This window comes from Chryseobacterium arthrosphaerae (assembly GCF_001684965.1).
Taxonomy (GTDB): domain Bacteria; phylum Bacteroidota; class Bacteroidia; order Flavobacteriales; family Weeksellaceae; genus Chryseobacterium; species Chryseobacterium arthrosphaerae.
Map to the genome: position 1 here is coordinate 440,788 of NZ_MAYG01000012.1, position 22,261 is coordinate 463,048.

16 protein-coding genes are annotated in these 22,261 nt (G+C 41.1%); 8 read left to right on the top strand and 8 right to left on the bottom strand.

Annotated elements, in window-relative coordinates:
- Positions 1 to 14: 14 nt before the first annotated feature.
- From BBI00_RS17415 to BBI00_RS17445, 7 genes are all read left to right on the top strand, one after another.
- A complete protein-coding gene (locus BBI00_RS17415; protein ID WP_065400129.1) occupies positions 15 to 2,246 on the top strand; it encodes a GH92 family glycosyl hydrolase in 2,232 nt (743 codons plus the stop codon).
- 32 nt (positions 2,247 to 2,278) lie between these two features.
- The gene (locus BBI00_RS17420) at positions 2,279 to 3,706 is read left to right on the top strand and encodes a glycoside hydrolase family 125 protein (protein ID WP_065400130.1); all 1,428 of its coding nucleotides are present in this window, start codon (positions 2,279 to 2,281) and stop codon (positions 3,704 to 3,706) included.
- Positions 3,707 to 3,816: 110 nt separating this feature from the next.
- On the top strand, positions 3,817 to 5,970 hold the full coding sequence (locus tag BBI00_RS17425) for an endo-beta-N-acetylglucosaminidase H (RefSeq protein WP_065400131.1): 2,154 nt from the start codon (positions 3,817 to 3,819) through the stop codon (positions 5,968 to 5,970).
- A gap of 57 nt (positions 5,971 to 6,027) precedes the next feature.
- A complete protein-coding gene (locus BBI00_RS17430; protein WP_065400132.1) occupies positions 6,028 to 8,433 on the top strand; it encodes an endo-beta-N-acetylglucosaminidase H in 2,406 nt (801 codons plus the stop codon).
- A 131-nt stretch (positions 8,434 to 8,564) separates the two neighbouring features.
- Positions 8,565 to 9,425 carry an ROK family protein gene (locus BBI00_RS17435; RefSeq protein WP_065400133.1) on the top strand — a complete coding sequence of 287 codons (861 nt, stop codon included), beginning with the start codon at positions 8,565 to 8,567 and terminating at the stop codon, positions 9,423 to 9,425.
- 20 nt (positions 9,426 to 9,445) lie between these two features.
- Positions 9,446 to 11,716, top strand: coding sequence for a GH92 family glycosyl hydrolase (locus BBI00_RS17440; RefSeq protein ID WP_065400134.1), 2,271 nt, complete (start codon positions 9,446 to 9,448; stop codon positions 11,714 to 11,716).
- 37 nt (positions 11,717 to 11,753) lie between these two features.
- The gene (locus BBI00_RS17445; protein WP_065400135.1) at positions 11,754 to 12,251 is read left to right on the top strand and encodes a cupin domain-containing protein; all 498 of its coding nucleotides are present in this window, start codon (positions 11,754 to 11,756) and stop codon (positions 12,249 to 12,251) included.
- Positions 12,252 to 12,329: 78 nt separating this feature from the next.
- Here the strand turns inward: BBI00_RS17445 and BBI00_RS17450 are convergent, their stop codons facing one another.
- From BBI00_RS17450 to BBI00_RS17470, 5 genes are all read right to left on the bottom strand, one after another.
- Entirely contained in the window at positions 12,330 to 15,035 is a 2,706-nt protein-coding gene (locus tag BBI00_RS17450) for a TonB-dependent receptor domain-containing protein (RefSeq protein WP_065400136.1), read from the bottom strand.
- A gap of 69 nt (positions 15,036 to 15,104) precedes the next feature.
- Complete coding sequence (locus tag BBI00_RS17455) at positions 15,105 to 15,467, bottom strand: hypothetical protein (protein WP_065400137.1); 363 nt, start codon at positions 15,465 to 15,467, stop codon at positions 15,105 to 15,107.
- 19 nt (positions 15,468 to 15,486) lie between these two features.
- On the bottom strand, positions 15,487 to 16,134 hold the full coding sequence (locus tag BBI00_RS17460) for a polyadenylate binding domain-containing protein (protein ID WP_228394790.1): 648 nt from the start codon (positions 16,132 to 16,134) through the stop codon (positions 15,487 to 15,489).
- A gap of 78 nt (positions 16,135 to 16,212) precedes the next feature.
- A complete protein-coding gene (locus BBI00_RS17465; protein ID WP_002982671.1) occupies positions 16,213 to 16,899 on the bottom strand; it encodes a response regulator transcription factor in 687 nt (228 codons plus the stop codon).
- Positions 16,900 to 16,979: 80 nt separating this feature from the next.
- Complete coding sequence (locus BBI00_RS17470; RefSeq protein WP_065400139.1) at positions 16,980 to 18,524, bottom strand: sensor histidine kinase; 1,545 nt, start codon at positions 18,522 to 18,524, stop codon at positions 16,980 to 16,982.
- Between the two features lie 200 nt (positions 18,525 to 18,724).
- Between BBI00_RS17470 and BBI00_RS17475 the strand changes: the two genes are divergently transcribed.
- Positions 18,725 to 19,225, top strand: a complete 501-nt coding sequence (locus tag BBI00_RS17475; protein WP_065400140.1) for an SRPBCC family protein — start codon at positions 18,725 to 18,727, stop codon at positions 19,223 to 19,225.
- Positions 19,226 to 19,303: 78 nt separating this feature from the next.
- On the opposite strand, the gene BBI00_RS17480 is transcribed toward BBI00_RS17475, so the two are convergent.
- The 3 genes from BBI00_RS17480 to BBI00_RS17490 are packed head-to-tail and all read right to left on the bottom strand — an operon-like array spanning position 19,304 to position 21,858.
- Positions 19,304 to 20,131 carry a hypothetical protein gene (locus BBI00_RS17480; protein ID WP_065400141.1) on the bottom strand — a complete coding sequence of 276 codons (828 nt, stop codon included), beginning with the start codon at positions 20,129 to 20,131 and terminating at the stop codon, positions 19,304 to 19,306.
- Position 20,132: 1 nt separating this feature from the next.
- Positions 20,133 to 20,972: a hypothetical protein gene (locus BBI00_RS17485; RefSeq protein ID WP_065400142.1), complete on the bottom strand. Its 840-nt coding sequence runs from the start codon at positions 20,970 to 20,972 to the stop codon at positions 20,133 to 20,135.
- A gap of 1 nt (position 20,973) precedes the next feature.
- Entirely contained in the window at positions 20,974 to 21,858 is an 885-nt protein-coding gene (locus BBI00_RS17490) for a hypothetical protein (protein ID WP_065400143.1), read from the bottom strand.
- Positions 21,859 to 22,261: the final 403 nt, after the last annotated feature.

Here is a 22,261-nt window from a genome sequence, read left to right on the forward strand (position 1 = left end):
TGATACCTTTTATCATGAAAAAAGAATTGCTTATCTGTTTTTTTACAACCCTGGTTTCTCTGTCTAATGCCCAGCAAAACAAGAACGATGTTCTTTCCTGGGTAGATCCTTTCATAGGAACAGGTGGCCATGGTCATACCTTTCCCGGAGCCACCACACCGTTTGGAATGATTCAGCTAAGCCCGGATCAGAACACGAAAAGCGGTGACTGGGACTGGTGTTCCGGTTACCATTACAGCAGCAAGACGATCATGGGATTCAGCCACAATCACCTTAGCGGAACAGGTTGGGCAGATCTTGGAGATATTCTGGTAATGCCAACGGTAGGCCAGGTAAAAATGGTTCCTGGCCAGGAAGATAAGCCGGAAACAGGGTATCGTTCAACATTCAGTCATGATAAAGAAACGGCATCACCGGGATATTATTCGGTAATGCTTGACAGCTATGGAGTTAAGGCTGAGCTTACCGCTTCCCCTCGTGTAGGTTTCCATAAATATACGTTCCCGAAAACTGACGAAGCCAATATCATTATTGATCCTACGAATAAGATCTTCGGAAATATCTACCACACCCTGGTAAGCATAGAAGGAAACAATAAAATAAAAGGCTACTGCTACAGCAACGGCTGGGGCGGAAAACGGTTTGCCTATTTCGTCATGGAGTTTTCCAAACCATTTAAATCCTATGGGGTGTATGCCGAAGGAAAAATTAAAAACAATGAAAAAATTGCATTGGCCAAAGACGCAAAAGCCTTTGTAAGATTTGCAACGGAAGCTAATGAGAGTGTTGAGGTAAAAGTATCTTTATCTCCTGTAAGCACGGAAAATGCGCAGGAAAACTTTGATACAGAAGCTAAAAATGTAGATTTTGCCAAAGCAAGGGAAACCGCTCAAAAAACATGGCGGGACCTTATCGGGAGATTTCAGGTGACAGGAGGTACAGAGAGCCAGAGAAAAATTTTCTACACAGGAGTTTACCATACCTTCATTGCACCAAATTTATACATGGACGTGAATGGAGATTATGTGGCTGCTCAGGAAAACATGAATACCAAATGGTTCACCAACTACAGTACGTATTCTTACTGGGACGGATTCAGGGCAACACATCCATTATTGACTATTATGGACCAGAAACATACGAAGGAATTTGCCAATTCCCTGATCAGCAGGTATACAGACCGTAAGGATCATATGCCGATCTGGGAACTTTGCGGATACGATAACTTCTGTATGCTGGGATACCACAGTGCATCGGTCATCTGGGATGCTATTTCCAAAGGCGTTCCGGGAATTGACCCTGAAAAAGCTTTTGCAGCCATGAAAGATGCTTCTCTGACGGATAAAATGAGCAGCAGTGACGGAGGCGGAGGTCTTAATGATTATATTAAATTAGGATATACCCCATCAGAAAACGGGGCTTCTGTTTCTGCAACTTTAGAATATGCCTACGATGATTGGTGCATTCAGCAGCTGGCTGAGAAATTAGGAAAGAAAGACGAAGCGGAAGTCTATAAGAAACGATCCATGAGCTTCCTGAATACCTTCAACAAAGAAAATAATCACTTCTGGCCAAGACAGAAAGACGGAAAATTCTTAGCAGATTTCCCTCTTAATGACTGGAAAAAGCTTCAGCCACACTGGGTTTCAGGAAATATCTGGGCCTATGATTTCTTTGTTCCGCATCAGATTGATGAAATGATGAATCTATACGGAGGAAAAACAAGATTTGAAGAAAAACTGGATAAAACATTCTCAGAAGCATTGAATATGCAGGGAGAGCAGCATGTTGATATTTCAGGATTCATCGGTTCTCTGGGATTTGGAGATGAGCCGGGACATCACGTTCCATACCTGTACAACTATGCGGGAAGTCCTCACAAAACCCAGAAAATGGTAAAATATATCAGAGACAATATGTACGCTGCAAAGCCTGACGGAATTGTCAACAATGAAGACTGCGGGCAAATGTCGGCATGGTATATTTTCTCTTCATTAGGATTCTATCCGGTAACGCCGGGGAAACCTGTATATGCCATCGGAGCACCACAATTCCCAAAAGCTTCTTTACAGCTGGAAAACGGAAAGACCTTCACGGTGATTGCCGATAAAATTTCAGATAAAAATATCTATGTGCAGAAAATGTTCCTGAACGGGAAAGAGTACAAAAGCTGGGAGCTGAACCACAGTGACATCATGAATGGTGGGGAACTGAGATTTGTAATGGGAAGTAAACCTGTAAAATAAGACTGATAAAAATAAACGAAACAATAGTATCAATGGAAAGGAGAAATTTTATTAAAACAAGTGCACTGGCAGGAGCCGGACTGCTGTTTACCCAGAATGTTTTTGCTAAGAACCTGTTCAGCGGGGATTTTCCTGTTGTCCGTGTTCCAAAAGAGAAAAGACATTTTACCAGTGAATCCGTGGAAAGTGCCATCGCAGCTTTTAAGAAGAAAGTGAAGAATAAAGAACTGTCCTGGCTTTTTGAAAACTGCTTCCCGAATACATTGGATACTACCGTTTTCTATAGCGAAGCCAACGGAACACCTGATACTTATGTTATTACAGGAGATATTGATGCCATGTGGCTTCGTGACAGTTCTGCACAGGTTTTTCCTTATCTGCAGTTCTCAAAGAAAGATGAAAAACTCCACAGACTGATTTCAGGAGTTATCCATAAACAGACAGCATTTATTCTCAAAGATCCTTATGCAAATGCTTTCTACAACGATGATCAGAAGATCAGCAAGTGGAAAGAATATGATCACACCGATATGAAGCCCGGGACCCATGAAAGAAAATGGGAAATTGATTCCTTATGTTATCCTATCCGTCTGGCTTATCATTTCTGGAAGACAACAGGAGATACAAAGCCCTTCGATGCCAATTGGCTGAAAGGAATTAAGCTGACCTTACAGACTTTCACAGAGCAGCAGAGAAAGAAAGACCTCGGACCTTACAAATTCGAGCGTACAACAGCATGGGCTACAGATGGTGTTCCTATGGGAGGCTACGGTTATCCTACAAAGCCTGTAGGACTGATCAGCTCTATGTTCCGTCCGAGTGATGATGCAACCATCTATGGATTCCTGATCCCATCGAATCTGTTTGCCGTGGTAAGTTTACGCCAGGCAGCAGAAATGGTTTCCCAGATCAAAAATGAAAAAGCACTGGCTCAACAGCTTACCAGTCTTGCGGATGAAGTGGATGCCGCCATTAAAAAATACGGAATTTATAATCATCCTGAATTTGGGAAAATATATGCTTTTGAAGTGAATGGCTTTGGAAGCTATAACCTGATGGATGATGCAAACTGCCCGAGTTTATTGGGATTACCTTATCTGGATGCGGTAAAAGCTGATGATCCTGTTTATTTGAATACAAGAAAATTTGTATGGTCAGAAAACAATCCTTTCTTTTTCAAAGGTAAGTTGGCAGAGGGAATAGGAGGGCCACATATCGGGCTGGATATGATCTGGCCAATGAGTATCATTATGAAAGCGCTCACTACAAATGATAAGAGTGAGATCAGATGGTGTATTGATACCTTACAGAAAACGCACGGCGGGACAGGCTTTATGCATGAGTCCTTCCATAAAGACAACGACAAAAAGTTCACCAGGGAATGGTTTGCATGGGCCAATACCCTGTTTGGCGAATTGTTATGGAAAACCTTTAACGAAAACCCGGAGCTACTGACATAGCCCTCTCTTTTATATGGTGATTTATCTGAGATTCCTTCCTCGAAAAGAAGGTGTCAGGGGAATGCTGTATAAAATTGAAACCCCAAAAAACACCTTAAAAAAATTATACAATGAAAAAAAAATCCATCTTTACCGCACTGATCGCCATGATGTTTCAGTCAGGTTCTCTGATGAACGCACAGCAGCTGAATCCTACAGGAATATGCTATGTGGAAGTGAATAATAACAATCTCCTGAATGCAGGAGCGTACAAACTGCAGACATCGAACAGCTACCTGTTTAATGTTGTCAATATTTTTGCTGCGAATATCAATTATGATACCAGCCGTGGCAGGGCTTATCTGTATTCTAATAACAATGTGACCAAGGTGCTTACGAATGCCGATACCTACATAAAGCCCCTTCAGCAAAAGGGAATGAAAGTAGTGTTGACCATTCTGGGAAATCACCAGGGAGCAGGGATCTGTAATTTTCCTACCCGTGAAGCCGCAAGAGATTTTGCACAGCAGCTTGCCAATACGGTGAATACCTACGGTCTGGATGGAATTGATTTTGATGATGAATATTCAGAATACGGAAATAACGGAACAGGCCAGCCTAATGACAGCTCTTTTGTAATGCTGGTTCAGGAGCTCAGAGCATTATTGCCGAATAAGATTATTTCATTTTATTATTATGGCCCCGCTGCTTCAAGACTTTCCTGGAACGGGGCAAGAGTTGGAGATAATGTAAACTATAGCTGGAATGCGATGTACGGAACTTTCTCTGCTCCGAATGTACCTCCGCTTACCAAAGCACAGATCTCTCCCGCAGCAGTCTGGATGGGTAATACATCCAATTCTACCACAACAAGTTTAGCCACTCAAACCAAAAATGGAGGATATGGAGTTTTCATGTGGTATGATCTTCACGGAACCAACGAAACAGCACAGCTTTCAGCAGGAACCCAGACGTTGTACGGAGAGCCGACCGTTTTAAGCGGTACTTTACAGTCATGGACGCAGGGAACCAACTGTGATGCCCCTATCGGATTATTTACCAGCAATCTTACGGGAACAAGTGCTAAACTGAACTGGTCAGCGGTAGGAACCAGTACCTATGATGTTGATTATAAACCGGCTTCTTCCGTAACTTGGACCAATGCTGCAACAGCCTTGAATGCTACATCGGTTACCATAACAGGATTAACAGCCAATACTGATTACGACTGGAGAATCAGAACGAACTGCAGTGTGAAAAGTACCTATATGTTTGCCCCAAGATTTACAAGTGCTTCAGGAACTGCTCCTACAGGTTCTTCTGCATTATCGCTGGATGGAAGCACAGAATCCGGAGCAGCCGGAAATATGAATCTGGGTGGCTCCGCACTGTCTTTTGAAGGCTGGATCAAACCTTCATCTTTTAAATCGGCTTCCCCATATATTTCGTCAATTATGGGAACAGAGGTAAGTGACAGCAATTCGGCATTTTTACGATTGGGAGATGCGAATATAGCGAACAATAAAGTTCAGTTTGTACTAAGTATCAATAATGTACAGCAGAAACTGACTTCCACTACCGCATTGAATGCCAATACCTGGTATCATGTGGCCGCAACCTATGACGGAGCCGCTATGAAGATTTATATCAACGGAGTGCTGGATGCCAGCAGATCACAGACAGGAAGTGTAAATTCAAACGGAGCATTCAATGTCGGCTACCTTTACAATACATCCAGAAACTTCAATGGTAAAGTAGATGAGGTAAGAGTCTGGAAACGTGCATTAAGCCAGACAGAGATCAGCCAGAATATGTGTAATGTATCAGTTCCGGCAACTTCGCTTGCGGCTTACTGGAAGTTTAACGAAGGAAGCGGTTCATCTGTTCAGGACACTTCAGGGAACGGAGTGACATTAACTTTAACCGGAGTTGATGCTTCCAATTGGGGTACCGATGTACCATGTACAACAGGTACTTCTAGGCTTGCAGGTAACAATACAACTCAGAAAGCAATCAGCCCGACGGAAGGCAGTGGTAAGAATCAGATAAAAATGTACCCGAACCCCGCCAGTAAGTCTTCGTCACTGACGGTTTCTGTTCCGGACGGATACAGCAGAGGAAAACTAACGGTTTATGACTTTAACGGAAGAATGGTAGACAGCCAGATCATGAAAGCCGGAAATTATCAGTATAACCTGTCCGCACTTTCATCCGGAAACTATATCGTTCAGTTTGAATCTCAGGACGGAAGCCTGAAACACACAGAGAAATTAATTGTAAAATAATCCATCCATCACCGGGTCCAGGCCCGGTGATTTTCCCATTTGATAAAATAAATAGATATGAAAAAAAAATCCTTTTTTATTCCCTTCATCGCTCTGATGCTTCAGGGAACCCCTTTGTTCAAAGCCCAGCAGCTTAATCCTTTAGGGGTCTGCTATGTGGAAGTAAATAACAACAATATGCTGAATGCAGGGTCTTATACTCTGCAGAATACCAACAGACAGCTTTTTGACGTTGCAATTATCTTTGCTGCAAATATCAATTATGATGTCTCCAAAAGCAGAGCTTATATTTCAAATAATAATAATGTTACCAAGGTACTTAATGATGTCAATACCTATGTAAAGCCTTTGCAGCAGAAAGGGATCAAGGTATTATTAGACATATTGGGAAATCATCAGGGAGCCGGGATTTCCAATTTCCCTAATCGTGAAGCGGCTAAAGATTTTGCATTACAGGTTGCCCATACCGTTTATACTTACGGACTGGATGGCGTGGATCTGGATGATGAGTATGCAGGCTACGGAAATAACGGAACCGGACAGCCTAATAACAGCTCTTTTGTTATGCTCCTGCAGGAACTTAAAGCGGCAATGCCTGATAAACTGGTTACCTTCTATTATTATGGGCCGGCAACAACAAGACAAAGTTATAATGGAGATCAGGCCGGAAATTATATTGATTACAGCTGGAATGCGATGTACGGAACATACAATGCTCCAAGTGTTCCGCCGCTTACCAAAACAAAGCTTTCTGCTGCAGCCACCTGGATACAGAACAGTAATTCTGGCTCAACTTCCGCCTCTACACTGTCAAGCCTGGCGACAAGTACTAAAAATGACGGATATGGCGTATTCATGTGGTATGATCTTGGAGGAACAAATGTGGCGAATTATCTCAGCACAGGATCGAATATTCTTTATAACGAAAACACACTTCTAAGCGGGCAGTTATATTCATGGTCTCAGGGGCAGACCTGTGATCCGCCGCTTGGCCTTGAAGTTTCCAATGTGATGGGAACTTCTGCTAAGCTGAACTGGGCTTCCAACGCATCCCAGACTTACAATATCGATTACAAACCCGCCGGTTCAACGACCTGGACGAATGTAGCAAGTAATTATTCAGGAAGTAATGTTGTGGTAAATAATCTTACCATGAACACAGACTATGACTGGAGAATACAGTCCAACTGTTCCCCGACATTAACAAGTACTTATATTTTTGCACCAAGGTTTAACTCCGGAAGTGGCTGCACTACGCCATCAGGATTGACTTCCGGAAGTTTCCTTGGTAATACAGCACAGCTGTCATGGGATGCAGGCAATGCAACTTCATATACATTACAGTATAAAACAGCCACTGCCACAACATGGTCTGAAATTCCGAATATTACCACCAATTCCTATTCATTACAAAACCTGACACCTAATACAAACTATGTATGGAAAGTGCAGGCAGTATGTGCAGGAGGAACCACAAGTACCTATTCAGGAGAAGGAGCATTTAACAGCGGTTTCGCACCTGTTACCAGTCCCGGCCCAAGATCTTTGTCTTTCAACGGAAGTACACAATACCTGAATGCAGGACAGTTTAACCTCAGTGGAAATGCCCTTACATTTGAAGGATGGGTGAAAGTGAATGCATTCAAATCAGGATTCCCTTATATTTCATCGGTTATCGGTATTGAAGTAGGAGATAGTAATTCTGCGATTCTCAGATTCGGAGATGGAAACCTGGCGAACAATAAACTGCAGTTTACTCTGAGCTTCGGATCTTCCCAGGTGAAGCTTAATACCAATACGGCATTCAACCCGAATACATGGTATCATGTAGCAGCAACGTACGACGGAACTGCAATGAAGCTTTATGTGAACGGAAGCCTTGATGCCAGTACTCCGGTTACCGGAAATTTTACAGCCAATGGAATTCTTTATTTAGCCAGAAACTACGATAATTCCCGTACCCTTAATGGCTCCCTGGATGAGTTCAGAGTATGGAAAAGAGCATTGACCGCACAGGAAATCCTGGATAATAAATGTAATGTAGCACCTAATGCTGCTAACCTTGAAGCTAACTGGAAAATGGATGAAGGAAGCGGTATCGGAGCCCTGGATGCTACCCCTAATACCCATGCTGCAACACTGATCAATATGTCTGATACCAACTGGAAGACAGAGGTACCTTGTCCGGCTTCTTTATCGGTAAAAGATACGGAACTGATAAAGGAAAATCAGGTTTATCCTAATCCTGTTAAGAGAGGAAACGACATGTATTTCAGAGTTGATGATCGCTCAGCAGATGAAATTTCATTGTACGATGCTTCAGGGAAATTGTCCAAAAAACAGAATATTAATAAAAATAATAACGTAGTGAATACACAGGATTTAACCGGTGGTACTTATCTTTACAAAATTACTGCTGCAGGTAACAAGATCATATCATCCGGAAAAATTATTGTGAAATAAATCTGTAACATCAGGATTTTAATCTGAAAAGATAAAGTCTCACACCGAAAACAGGCAGGCGGATGATTTCATCGGTTTGTCTGTTTTTCCGGTCATAAAACGGTTTGAATTTAAATTTAAATAAAAAACTTATGCAAAATATAGTAGGAATAGATATTGGAGGTTCGCATATTACAATGGCTCAGGTAGATCCTGAAAAACGGGAAATCATTTCTTCAACCTATGTACGGGAACATGTCAATTCATTTGATGATAAGGAAACGATTTTCTCGGCGTGGATTTCAGCAATCAGTAAAACATCTCACGATCTCGCTCAGGAAGACCTTCTGATAGGAATTGCAATGCCCGGGCCTTTCGATTACGAAAACGGAATATCTCTGATGCTCCACGGAAAATTTCTCGACATCTACCAGGTAAATATCAAAGAAGAACTGGCGAAAAGATTATCGGTTTCTACGGACCGGATTCATTTTGTAAACGATGCTGCAGCATTTATGGAAGGAGAAGTGTTCGGAGGCTGTGTCCAGGGCTTTAAAAAGATTTTCGGGGTGACGCTGGGAACAGGTTTGGGAACTACTTTTTATGACGGTGAGCTGGCAACGGATGAAGACCTGTGGGATTCCCCGTTTAAAGACTCCATTTGTGAAGACTACCTGGCAACACGCTGGTTTGTAAATCGCTATCAGGAGCTGACAGGTGAGCAGATTTCCGGAACCAAAGATCTGTTGGACAAACCTGCTGAAATACAGACGCAGATATTTGATGAATACGCAGATTCATTTGCTGAATTTATTGTGAAATATGTGGATCATTATAAACCGGAAGTTTTAGTTATAGGAGGAAATATTGCGAAAGCCTATCCTCATTTTGAAGCAAGATTTATTCAGAATTTAACAAAGAATAATATTAACTTGCCGGTTAAAATCTCTGCCATCTTTGAAGATGCCGCCATTTTGGGAGCCGCCAGCTATGCATTAAAAAAGCTTAAATAATTAATAAACGAAACGATACAATGAAGTCTCTATTTTCTACTTTTTTTCTTGTAGTACAGGCCTGGGCTTTTGGCCAGAGCTTGTCACCGGTAGATTATGTGAATCCTTTAATGGGAACCCAGTCCAAACCTTCACTGTCAAACGGGAATACCTATCCGGCAGTCGGGCTTCCATGGGGAATGAATATCTGGACCCCTCAGACGGGAAAAATGGGTGACGGATGGGCATATACCTATGATGCAGACAAGATAAAAGGATTCAAACAAACGCATCAGCCTTCTCCCTGGATGAACGATTACGGCGCATTTGCCATCATGCCGGGCGTAGGGAAAGTAAAATTTAAGGAAGAAGACAGGGCAAGCTGGTTCAGCCATAAAGCCGAGGTTTCTACCCCTTATTTCTACAGCGTTTATCTGGCAGACATTAATGTAACCACAGAACTGACTCCTACGGAAAGAGCCTCTTTCTTTAAATTCGATTTTCCGAAGACCGATAGCGCCTATGTAGTGATTGATGCCCTGAACAAAGGGTCTTACGTTAAAATTCTTCCTAAAGAAAGGAAAATCCTCGGATACACTACCAGATATTCTACCGGGAAATATGAAAACTTTAAAAACTATTTTGTAATTCAGTTTGATAAAGATTTTGAACTCACAAAAACCTGGAAGGATGATAAACTTGTGAATGACCAGTTGGAAATCACGAGCGATCATGCCGGAGCAGTAGTGGGTTTTAAGCTTAAAAATAAAGAAGCCGTTTATGCAAAAGTAGCCTCTTCATTCATCAGCTTTGAACAGGCAGAACTGAACCTTAAAAGAGAGATCGGAAACAGAAACTTTGATCAGGTAAAAACAGAGGCTAAAAATATCTGGAACAAAACATTGGGAAAACTGGAAGTAAAAGGAGGAACAGACCAGCAGATGCGGACTTTTTATTCCTCTCTGTACAGAACTTTATTTTTCCCGCAGAAATTATACGAGATCGATGCTCAGAACAAGATAAAGCACTGGAGCCCTTACAATGGTAAAATTGAAGAAGGGAGAATGTTTGCCGGGACAGGTTTCTGGGATACTTTCCGTGCATTGTACCCGTTCCTGAATCTTGTTTATCCGTCGATCAATGTTGAAATGCAGGAAGGGCTGGCCAATGCTTACAAAGAAGGTGGTTTCTTACCGGAATGGAGCAGCCCGGGCTATTCTGATATTATGATCGGAAACAACTCTGCCTCCGTAGTAGCAGACGCTTACATCAAAGGACTTAGGGGATATGATGTGGAAACCCTTTGGCAGGCCGTAAAGCACGGAGCCAATAATGAAGGCCCTATTGAAGCGGTAGGCCGTGCAGGAGTAGAATATTACAACAAGTTAGGTTACGTCCCTTACGATGTGAAAATCAATGAAAATGCGGCAAGAACATTAGAATATGCTTATGATGACTTTTCCATTTATCAGCTGGGGAAAGCATTGGGAAAACCTGCTTCAGAAATTGATATTTACAAAAAAAGAGCGTATAATTACAAAAATCTGTTTGATAAAGAAACAGGTCTGATGCGTGGTAAAAATAAAGATGGGAATTTCCAGAAGCCTTTCAACCCTTTCAAATGGGGAGATGCTTTTACTGAGGGAAACAGCTGGCATTATACATGGTCGGTTTTCCAGGATATAAACGGTCTTGCAGAACTGATGGGAGGAAAGAAGAAATTTGAAGCAAAACTGGATGAGGTATTTTCTCTTCCGCCGGTTTTTGATGACAGTTATTACGGAGGCGTGATCCATGAGATCAGGGAAATGCAGATCATGAATATGGGGCAGTATGCTCACGGAAATCAGCCGATCCAGCATATGATATACCTGTATAACTACGCCGGAGCTCCCTATAAGACGCAGTATTGGGCAAGACAGGTCATGGATAAGCTGTATCATGCAACCCCGGATGGCTATTGCGGAGACGAGGATAACGGACAGACTTCAGCCTGGTACATTTTCTCAGCGTTAGGGTTTTATCCGGTAACACCGGCAACCGATCAGTATGTTTTGGGAGCACCCTTGTTTAAAGAAGCAACCATTCATCTTGAAAACGGTAAAAAAATTGAAATAAAAGCACCGGAAAACAGTGCAGACAACGTGTATGTAAAATCGTTAAATGTAAACCGGCAGCCTTACTCCAAAAACTGGCTGAGCCATCAGGAGCTTATGAAAGGAGCGGTTTTAGATTTTAAAATGGACAGCAGACCGAATAAGGAAAGAGGTTCACAGGAAAAAGATTTTCCGTATTCAATGTCAAAAGAATAATCAGAAAATAAATTTTAATTCAGAAATATAAACTGTAATGAGTACAGAAAAAAAAGAAATATTCGATAGAGTAGAGAAGATGCTGCAGACCCAGGGGTTTACGATCGCAGCAAAAGATGAAACAAGACCTTGGGGAGGTTTTTTTGTGATTGACGAAACCCAGGCACAGGATTTTGCCAACCAGTATTTTGACGGAATTGATGTGGAAAACCTGAGAATAGGAGGAAAGCTGAGCCCTAAGATTCTTATTGTTGCTCCCGAAGCAAGACTAAGCTGGCAGTATCACCACAGAAGGGCAGAGATCTGGCAGGTAGTGGAAGGAACGGTAGGAATCAAAAGAAGCAATACGGACGATGAAGGAGAATTGGCAGAATACAATCCGAAAGATCAGATAAAACTTCAGCAGGGCGAAAGACACAGATTAATCGGTCTGACCGGCTGGGGTATCGTTGCAGAAATCTGGCAGCATACGGATGCATCCAATCCTTCAGACGAGGATGATATTGTAAGAGTGCAGGATGATTTTGGAAGATAAATAAAAAATCGGCTTCAATATTGAAGCCGATTTTTTTATTCGGTCAGGAAGCTTGATTTCCTTCGTTATTACTGACTGTTAAAACGTCACATCCAGTCCCACATAGAAGTTCGCTTTCATAATCGGAGCGTATACCATTCCGCCATCAAAATAATTTCCAAAAGGGTTTCTGAAATCAACGATTGCGTTTTTCTGATAATAGGAAGTAAGATTTTCCCCACCTACATAAGCCCTGATCTTTTTGTTGAAGTTTCTTGAAACCTGTGCATTCAATACAGCATATGAATTGGAGTACGCCGGTAACTGAAACTCTGCAGGATTGTCTGAAGTATCAGGAAGCCTCTGTTTTCCTACCCAGTTTAAAGTCGTATCAAAGCTCCAGAATCCTCCGTTATTATTCTTATTGGTAGAATAGGCCAGGTTCACAAAACCTCTGTGTTTAGCCATAAAAGGCACCTCTCTTCTTCCTCCGATGTAATCAGCCTGTACATCGTAATATTTATAAGCCATTCTTACTTCAAAGTTTTTGAATGGCATAAAGTCCCACTGCGTCTGGAAAGAGTTGGCAAATGATTTTCCGTCAAGGTTATAGAATGTCAGCTGCTGAGGAGAACGGTCTAAATCTACCAACACCTGATCCTGGAAATCTGTTCTGAAGAAGTCGGCAATAATGCTTGATTTTCTTCCGAATAATTTGAATTCCTGCTGTAAACTGGCTCCGTAATTCCATGCGATTTCAGGCTTCAATCCATAAATATTTCCGTTATTGGGAAGGATCGTTATCGCTCTGTTTGAGGCAAAATACTGCTGGCTTTCAGCAAATACATTCGCGGTTCTGAATCCTCTTCCGGCAGAAAGTCTTAAAATCGTCTGCGGTGTGAAATCATATTTAAAATTAACCCTTGGGGTAAACTGAGTTCCGGCCAGGTTATGAAAATCCACTCTTGTACCTGCTACCAATGTATATTTTAAGCCCGTTAATGTATATTCGGCAAAAATTCCGGGAACAATTTCGTTTCTTCTGAAGTCATTGGTCAGATATGTTTCTTTGTAACCGTCATATAAAAAGCTTGCTCCTGCTTTATATTTATGATTGGTATTCCCGATGATGCTTTCAAAAATTAAATTGGAATAATAGGTATGCTGCTGTCCCGCATAATTTCTCAATCCGAAAAAGCTGTCCTGCTGGTGATATACATACTGGTTCATCCAGCCAATGCTCTGATAAGGCTTTCCTTTAAAAACATATCCTGTCTTGTTCCATACCTGGAATCTTGAAATATCAATTCCTACACCATAGTCATATTGCTCATCCTGAGCCAGTTTTTTATCAAAGCCAACCTGTCCTGCCGTTCTTTCATCCCGGATAAAATTAATCCCGAAGTGAGATCCGAAACCTGATTTTTCCAGATCATTATAGTTAAGGAGATAGGCGGCATTGATCTGAGTCCCTTTCGGTCTGTCAAGAAAAGTATCGTGATTCATATCCGTATTTCCGAACGTTCCGTTTCCATGCAGAAGGAAAGTCTGGGTCCATTTATCGTTGATAGGAGAAACATTCGTAATATTGATTTCTGCCCTTCCATTGAAATCCGAGAAAAGGTTCAGTGAAGTTTCCGGAGTCTTTGCGTTTTTCAGAAGCTCCGTGTTGATCTGTCCGGTAATGCTTTCATAACCGTTTGTTACTGTACTTCCTCCCTTCGTCAGCTGGATGCTTTCAATCCATCTTCCGGGAATGAAATTCAATCCGTATGCGGAAGCAAGCCCTCTGATTTCTGGAAGCTGTTCTTTCGTTAAACTTGTATATTTCTGATCCAGACCAAGCATTTTCAGTTGTTTTGTTCCGGTCACGGCATTGCTGAAGGAAACGTCAACCGTCGCGTTGGTTTCAAAGCTTTCAGAGAGGTTACAGCATGCGGCTTTCAGAAGTTCTTTTTTATCAATATTAAAAACAAGTCCCGCTTCTTTTTTACTTAAAGCTGTTGCAGCCTTAGAACCTGTCACCACTACGCCTTCAATGTTTTTTTCATGCTTGCTGTGAGCTTCATCAGAAGCGGAGTTCTGATGTTCTTTATGATCATCCTGCTTTGTCTCTTCTTCATAATGTACCTTTGGATTAGGTTCTCCGAAAGTAAAATCCCTGTCATACAAGCAACATCCCGGAAGACTGTTGTAAACTGTATCAGCGGCTTTGTATTTTTCGTTATCATGCCCTGCATCAGCAATGGCCTTCAGAATTTGATCTGACGACGTTTTTGAAGCATCAAAATTTAAAGTAACGGTCTGTTTTTCTGCCTTCCATTCTGCAGTGTCAGCTCCGGCATCTTTTGCTGCTTTTTCAATTCTGGCCTTACAGGAAGCACAGTTTCCTCTTACGTAGAATTCGTTTTCTTTTTTATGGAGAACTTTGGCTTCCATATGATGCTCATGATGAGTTTCTGCCTGTGAAGGCTGTAGGTCTCTGTCGTAGTGACAACATCCCGGAAGTCCTTCATAGGTGGTGTCAGGAGCCTTGAATTTCTCATTGTCATGGCCTGCTTCCGCTACTTTTTTCAGAATATCATCTGAAGAAGCTTTGTCGGTTTCTATAGTTAATGTTTGTAAATCAATTGAATATACGGCTGTTTTAGCGCCTGCTTTTTTAGCAGCACTTTCAATTCTGGTTTTGCACATTTCACAGTTCCCTTTTACTCTGAACTGATTTTTTGAAAGATTTTGAGCCGCTATAAATTGTGTAAATAAGAATAATGCACCAAGTATCAACCTGGAAATATATAATTTCATTTCGTTTAAATGTTTAGATTAAATAAAAAAGGGTTCATTACGTGCTGTAATAAACTCATAGTGTTTTAATTAACCTATTTTAGGCGGTTGCCAGATCTCTTTTAAACGATCGGAAAGATAAGGGTCTGAATATTGAAACTGAGGATTCTTATTCGCTTTGTAATAAGAAAGTTCCAGACGAAGGTTTTTTGAAAAAGGGGTTTCAATAAAAGTGTAGCAGGCAATACATGATGAACAGCAGTCATCATTGCAGGATGATTTTGATTCCTCTTTGCCATCTTTTTTTGAAGAATGATTTTTGCAGCAGTCACTTTTCTCTGATTCTGCTTTAGTACAGCATGTTTCCTGCATTCCCTGCGCATAGAAATTGTCCTTGGGAATCAGAAAAACTCCCAGACAGAATACGATGACAAGTAGATGAAACAGCTTCATATCTGCAAAAATAAGAAATTTATGGCAAAGGATCACCAACTTTTACTGAACAACTGTGCCAGGGCTCTCCGTGTGCCGGGTTTACTTTAGGCTTTTCACCCATAGCCAGGCTTTGTGTTACAGGAGCTGGCGCAGGGACAGGAGTTGCCTGTACGCTATTCTGAACAGGTTGTGGTGCCGGAGCAGGTTTGCTGCTTAAAGGCTGTCCTACCGGAATATCACAACGGTGTCCCGGCTGCCCGTGCGGAGGGTTCATTCCGGGAGCGGTTTTGATCTGTTTTCCACTATTATCAATGGCGATTTTCCCCGGAGATACGGAGTTTGGGTCAATTTGAATCGTATTGTTGGTACCCGTACTTATGGTTTGCGTTGCAGGAGTAGCTGCAGCCGGCTGACTGTTTAAAGGCTGTCCTACCGGAATATCACATCGGTGCCCGGGCTGTCCGTGAGCAGGATTCATACCTGGGGCTGTGGCCATAGGAGCCGGACTGGAAGTAGACTGTATGCCTGCCTGGTCCATCAGCGTAGTTTTGGAAGTAGCACTGGTTAAAGCTACATTAGGTTGTGCAGCTCCCGCTTCTTCTTTAAGATACGTGGCTTTTTCATCCTTCTTGCAGGATAGGGTTACAATGGATATGGTGATTAAACCTATAAATGTGTTCTTCATGTTCATGGGTATAAAACAAAATTAGCAAAACATTTTTAATTGTTTTGCTAATTTTATATTTATAATTCGATTTTTGGATTAATTTTTCACCAAAAGTCTGAATCCTTCTCCGTGAACGTTGATAATTTCCAATCCTTCGTCATCTTTAAGCAATTTACGAAGCTTTGCAATATAAACGTCCATACTTCTTGCTGTAAAGTAATTTTCTTTTTTCCAGATTTTTCTCAAGGCAAGATCTCTCGGCATGAAATCATTTCTGTGGATGCAGAGAAGCTTCAATAATTCATTTTCCTTAGGAGACAGTTTGTATTCTTTGTCACCTACTTTCAGCTGTCTCAGCATAGAATCAAAGAAAATATTGCTGATCTTGAACTGTTCCTGTTCCTCATTTTCCAGCGTAGAACTTCTCTGAAGAATCGCTTTGATTTTGTATAAAAGAAGTTCGGTATCAAAAGGTTTTGTGATATAATCATCAGCACCCAGTTGGTATCCCTTCAAAATATCTTCTCTCATGTTTCTTGCCGTAAGGAAAATGATCGGTGTATTTTTATCGATTTTCTTTACGTCTTCAGCTAATGAAAATCCGTCTTTTTTCGGCATCATTACGTCAAATATGCAGATATCGAATTCATTTTCTGTAAATTCTTTCAATCCCTGCTCCCCGTCTGTGGCTAGAGTTACTTCAAAATTATTGATCGTCAAATAATCTTTAAGCACCGCCCCGAAACTCTGATCGTCCTCTACTAATAATATTCTGTTGCTCATAACTTTTCTAATTAATAATTAACATTAAGAATGAACTCCTTCACTCTATCTTCTATATTTGTTATTTGGTTTCTCTTTTTTTAGCTCATCGGCAGCTTGATTGTAAATGTGCTTCCTTTTCCTTTATGGGAGTCTACAATAATCTGTCCTTTGTGCAGTTCTACAATCTTTTTTACGTAAGAAAGACCCAATCCCTGTCCTTTTACGTTGTGGATATTTCCGGTTTCTTCTCTGAAGAACTTCTCGAAAATTTTGGTTTTATTCTGGGTTTCCATTCCCATTCCTTTATCAGAAATCTCAATCACATACCAGTGCCCTTCATTTCTTGTTTCCACATGAATTTCCGGCGCTTCAGGAGAATATTTGTTGGCATTGTCCAGTAAGTTGACCAGCATATTCGAGATATGGAATTCGTCTATTTTAAAATTATAATGAGTGGCATTGAATTTCTGTGTAAGCGTCCCGTTTCGCTGTCCTACGATCAGGTTGAATGACTCTGTTGTTTTTTTGATCAGCTCCCTTACATTGGTTTCTTTTAAGAACAGTTCTACCTCATTCCTTTCAAGTTTAGACATATTAAGAACGTTTTCCACCTGTTTTTTCATTCTTAGGTTTTCCTGCTTGATCAGCTCAGAATAATATTTTACCTTATCCGGATTGGTGGCAATTTTATCATTCGCTAAAGAATCCGTTGCCACTGAAATGGTAGCCAGAGGTGTTTTGAATTCGTGAGACATGTTGTTGATGAAATCTGTCTTCACTTCTGCCAGCTTCTTCTGTCGCATCATATAATTGATGGAAATAATGTAAATCCCCAGAATAGTCAGTAGGGACAGGAATGTGCCTAAAAGCATCGGCCAGTTGTTCATTGCCAGAGAATATTCCTTCTTAGGGAAAACCAGGGCAAGGCTGTACAGGGTATTTTTTTTATCGGTAAAGAGAGGGTAGCTGTAGGTGTTGCTGTCTTTTTTTTCTTTGTAGGCTTTATTGGCAATACTGGTAAGCTTGCTGTTTTTATCAATGACCCCATATCCGAATTTGGCGGTTATTCCTCTTATTTTCAGTTCTTTGGCAATAACGGAGTCCAGTGTTTTAGGATCTACTCTTTTGGTGATAGGAAGATTGTTTCCGTATACTTTTACAAACTCTTTCATCGAGTAATCTCCTGTTTCGATATCCTGATTGATATCTGAGGTAAGAAGTTCACGGTTGGTGGTATCTCTTTTTACCTTGTAGGCTGCTTCATCGGTGTATAGCGTGGTAAGCTTTATAGAATCTCCCTTTTTAGAAATCGGGAGCTGGGTTTTTTCAATAATATTTTTAGAATAAATAATCTGTCTCTGGGTTCCTGAATCTTCTACCTGCTGGATGGTGGTCAGAGAGGGCTGTTTGTTGTTGGCAAGAATATTTTTTCTGAAGTCTTTGTAATCCTGATTCAGATATTTATCAGCTTCAATTTCTTCAATACTTTTTGAAGTGCTTTCCAAAACCGCATAAACTTTGTTGGAAAAATCCTGTTCAAGTACCCCGTAATAGCCTTTCAACCAATAAAATTGGAGCGTCACAAAGACAATCAGTGAGATCGTCATAAACACCGAAATTATTGGGATGAATTTGTTATTCATTATTTAATTATATATGTTTTGGAAAAATGAATGTTAAAATTAATTGTTTTAAGACTACCTCAACAAAAAACGAGCCAAAAAATTGTTTTTTTTTTCTTAAAAGAGTGTTTTTTAACAATTATTTATGAATTATCACTTACTTGTCATATGAAAAGTCCTGTCAGCAAATAAAGGATTACCTTTATTAAAAATAATTTTTTATGGAATCTAATATCATTTTCAACAAAGATTTTGACTCGAACAGCGCATACGTCATGAAAATTTATGATGCTGATGTTTCAACAGTATGGAAGTATTTTACCCAGTCTGAATTACTGGACCAGTGGTGGGGGCCTAAACCCTGGAGATGTGAAACCCTGAAGCAGGACTTCAGAGAAGGCGGAATATGGCTGTATACGATGATAGGGCCTAATGGGGAAAAAGCAGGTTACTCCCGCTCCAGATACGGCGAGATTCTTGAACACAGAAGTTTCGACTGGATGAGTGCATTCTGTGATGAAAACGGAAATGTGGATGAAGGGGCGCCACAGTCTAATTGGCTGTTCGGCTTTACCGGAGTGGAAGAAGGAACAAAAGTAACCGTTAATATTCATTATCCTTCTCAGGAAGTTATGAAAAAAATGATGGATATGGGATTTGAAGGAGGTTTCTCTATGGGGCTGAACCAGCTTGAGGAAATCCTGGCCGGCCTTAAAGGGTAAAAACTAAAATGAAAGTGATGATGTCTGTGATGCATAAAGAAAACAGGATCTTCTGCTGAAGATCCTGTTTTTAGTTGGTTATAACTTTTCTATACTGATAAAAGTTCCGTCTGTAGGTACAATCTTATAAGCATCAGCCACGGTCAGGATAGAAACTCCTCCCGAAATCTGAATTTTTAGCTTATCTCCTTTGTCAAACATAGAAAGGAATTCCATGGTGCCAACCCGGTTGGCTCCGGCCGTAATTAAGATCGCTTCATTTAAAGGGACGTCATTTCTTGCCAGTACATTACCATTTTTTAATGCCCGGAACGAAATCGTAGGTGGGCTTACGTGTATTCCTGACGTTTTCACTTTCAGGCTGATCAGGACCTTGTAGAACCCTGATTCTTTAAAAGTAAAATTATTGAAATTGGTATTTACGGCTCCCTGAGGATCAAGGATGCCAAGTTGGTCTCCATCCTGTATACTGTCATAGGCTCCGAAAGGAACGTCATTCTCTCCACAGCCGATCAGTACGCAGGTCACACTTGGGAATTCCGCTTCGGGAGTTAAAGGATTCATGCTCACACGGGTAGTTTTTCCTCCGCTTTCATAAAAAGTTGGCTTCCATTTTTCTCCGTCGTAAACCACCACTCTCTTGATGTCTTTTCTATATAAAATCATTCCCTGCATGCTGGGATCGTCTTCAAAATGGTCCGGGTGGGATGCATTGTATAGGGGGAGCTCGGTCTCGTTGTTTACGGTTGGGATCATCATTCCTTTAGATCCGGCAGCATTATCTTCTTTGTTGACAACGCTGAACATAGAGTTGGGGCTTGGATTGATGCTGCCTCCCACAATAACCTGTGAGAAGGCCGTTGTAGCTGTAAGCAAAAGCATTGTAATGTATGTTTTCTTTCTCATGTCAGTTCAGTTTTTCTATATATAAAAAGGTATCCTTATCATTCATTTTAAAATTGACTCCGGTTCCTACATTTAATCCGGTATCGGCTTGAATTCCTCCCCGTAAACGGATCTGATCACCCGCATGAAGGTATTTGGTGGTAGAAAAACTGTTTACAGAATTGGCGCTTCCGGCCGTTACAAGCAATCCGGATAATAGAAAACTGTTTTCGTGGATTTTTTGCCATCCGTCTCCGGCAGCATTGGCGTATAGAGCCTGTAGCGAGACGATGGTGGCGGCATTTCCTACAGAAAGTCCTCCTGCGCTGCTTGTTTTTACAGAGGGATTGATTCTGTAGAATCCGTCTGCCGGAATCGTAATCTCTCCGTTGGCATTCACTGTGACGCCTAAATTATTTACATTATTCCGGTCGATATCATTTAAAATATTAAACAAAAGGGTTGGGCGTCCTGTAATCCCCAATACATTGGCTACAGACTGGTCTGCAGCGCTGGATCCCAGGATACTCAGGTTTTTATAATTCTTAATACTCCTTTCAGTAGCGGAAATCCACCGGTAACCATCATATTTCACAACATCCTTCAGTTCTTTGCTGTAAAAAACAAGTCCGTTGTCCTCCGGTTTGTTATCGTAAAGGTCAGGATGAGCAGCATTGTAATTGGGAAGTTCTGTATGATTTTCTACTACAGGAAGCATGATTCCCTTTGTGCTGTGTTCTACGTGCAAAACAGCTCTTGGATGTACTGTTTCAGGGTTGTTGCCGATTTTTACCTGTGCATATCCCAGACTTCCGGCTGTTGTTGAAATGAAAAGGCTGAGCAGGATTGTTTTTTTTATCATCTTAATCACTTACTTTGGTGAACATAATTTCTCTTGGATAGTATTGGGCAATATTGGCATCAGAAGCGGCCGTTAAGGAAACAACTACGGATACTGTTGCAATAGGGGAGTGTATTCTCGGAACGATATAATCTCCCGGGTTCAGACGGATCCTGGTGCTCGTAAATGCTGCAGTATTGGTATCACCGCCAATTCCCAGGATACCATAATAATCAGGAAAGAATGTGGTGAGCTTTACCTCATTGTAGCTTCCGTTGGCCTGTTTCAGATAAGCTCTCAGCTGGTACTGCGGTCCGCTGGTCAGTGAGACGGCTCCGCCGGTTTTTGACGGGATGTTCATGTAGATCTCATAAACACCCGGTTCATTGATCACGAATCTGGCATTGTCATAATTCTGATCTCCATAAAGACCGCCTCCGGGAATTACAGCTGTTTGTCTTGAGATATTGAGATTGTTGTAAGACTGTATGCCGTCGACAGGTGCACTGAAGCCAATTCCTGTATGCCGTCCACAGCCAAGAAGAACGCAGGTTACACTTGATTCTTCACCTGCATTAGATAAAAACCTGCTTTGTTTCATTTTAAAATCTGCTGCTGCAGGCTCATTATTCCACTGTGATCCGTCATAGGAGTAGAAAGTGGCGTGTGACTTTTCGAACATTATCAATCCTGCCATTTCAGGGTCTGAGAATGAATTGTACAATGGAAGATGTTCCGGTGAAGATACTTCGGGAAGCATCATACCGTAGCTTTTTCCTTCATGTTTCCCATCGATCTGTAAAATGGCTTTGCTGTGGATTTCGACTGTCTGGTTTTTCGAAATACCTACTTGTGAAAAAGTCAAATTAACAATGAGCAACATCAATGAAGTGTTGATTTTTTTCATGGTCTGATTTCTATTTAAATTTTAATCTGTTGATCCAGAAGAATATTCTTTTTCGAAATACATCGTTTTTTCAGTTTTTAGTTTTTTGTGTTACGTTTTATGTAAATTCTTATCCTTCCCGGTTCGTCTAATGAACGGGTTATCACTTGTTGTGTCGTTTTGTCCGGAGTATATCGCTATCCGATAAACCGGAAGAAAATGACCAAAATATTCTGAGGGAAAATTGACCTTGGTAACAGGTCAAAAGAATGCGGTCTGTGTGTGACTAAAATACAAATCTAATGTGGTATCCGCCAACCAAAATGAAAAATATTGTATGCGTTGTATTGAATAAATTGATAATGCTTTGGGAATGAATTGGTTTAAAATTTTAATTATAGTTTTATTTTTAAATTAAAATTTT

Excerpts from the sequence above, each read along its gene's own strand:
- BBI00_RS17415 (WP_065400129.1), top strand. The coding sequence starts at position 15 with ATGAAAAAAGAATTGCTTATCTGTTTTTTTACAACCCTGGTTTCTCTG.
- BBI00_RS17420 (WP_065400130.1), top strand. The coding sequence starts at position 2,279 with ATGGAAAGGAGAAATTTTATTAAAACAAGTGCACTGGCAGGAGCCGGA.
- BBI00_RS17425 (WP_065400131.1), top strand. The coding sequence starts at position 3,817 with ATGAAAAAAAAATCCATCTTTACCGCACTGATCGCCATGATGTTTCAG.
- BBI00_RS17430 (WP_065400132.1), top strand. The coding sequence starts at position 6,028 with ATGAAAAAAAAATCCTTTTTTATTCCCTTCATCGCTCTGATGCTTCAG.
- BBI00_RS17435 (WP_065400133.1), top strand. The coding sequence starts at position 8,565 with ATGCAAAATATAGTAGGAATAGATATTGGAGGTTCGCATATTACAATG.
- BBI00_RS17440 (WP_065400134.1), top strand. The coding sequence starts at position 9,446 with ATGAAGTCTCTATTTTCTACTTTTTTTCTTGTAGTACAGGCCTGGGCT.
- BBI00_RS17445 (WP_065400135.1), top strand. The coding sequence starts at position 11,754 with ATGAGTACAGAAAAAAAAGAAATATTCGATAGAGTAGAGAAGATGCTG.
- BBI00_RS17450 (WP_065400136.1), bottom strand. The coding sequence starts at position 15,035 with ATGAAATTATATATTTCCAGGTTGATACTTGGTGCATTATTCTTATTT.
- BBI00_RS17455 (WP_065400137.1), bottom strand. The coding sequence starts at position 15,467 with ATGAAGCTGTTTCATCTACTTGTCATCGTATTCTGTCTGGGAGTTTTT.
- BBI00_RS17460 (WP_228394790.1), bottom strand. The coding sequence starts at position 16,134 with ATGAAGAACACATTTATAGGTTTAATCACCATATCCATTGTAACCCTA.
- BBI00_RS17465 (WP_002982671.1), bottom strand. The coding sequence starts at position 16,899 with ATGAGCAACAGAATATTATTAGTAGAGGACGATCAGAGTTTCGGGGCG.
- BBI00_RS17470 (WP_065400139.1), bottom strand. The coding sequence starts at position 18,524 with ATGAATAACAAATTCATCCCAATAATTTCGGTGTTTATGACGATCTCA.
- BBI00_RS17475 (WP_065400140.1), top strand. The coding sequence starts at position 18,725 with ATGGAATCTAATATCATTTTCAACAAAGATTTTGACTCGAACAGCGCA.
- BBI00_RS17480 (WP_065400141.1), bottom strand. The coding sequence starts at position 20,131 with ATGAGAAAGAAAACATACATTACAATGCTTTTGCTTACAGCTACAACG.
- BBI00_RS17485 (WP_065400142.1), bottom strand. The coding sequence starts at position 20,972 with ATGATAAAAAAAACAATCCTGCTCAGCCTTTTCATTTCAACAACAGCC.
- BBI00_RS17490 (WP_065400143.1), bottom strand. The coding sequence starts at position 21,858 with ATGAAAAAAATCAACACTTCATTGATGTTGCTCATTGTTAATTTGACT.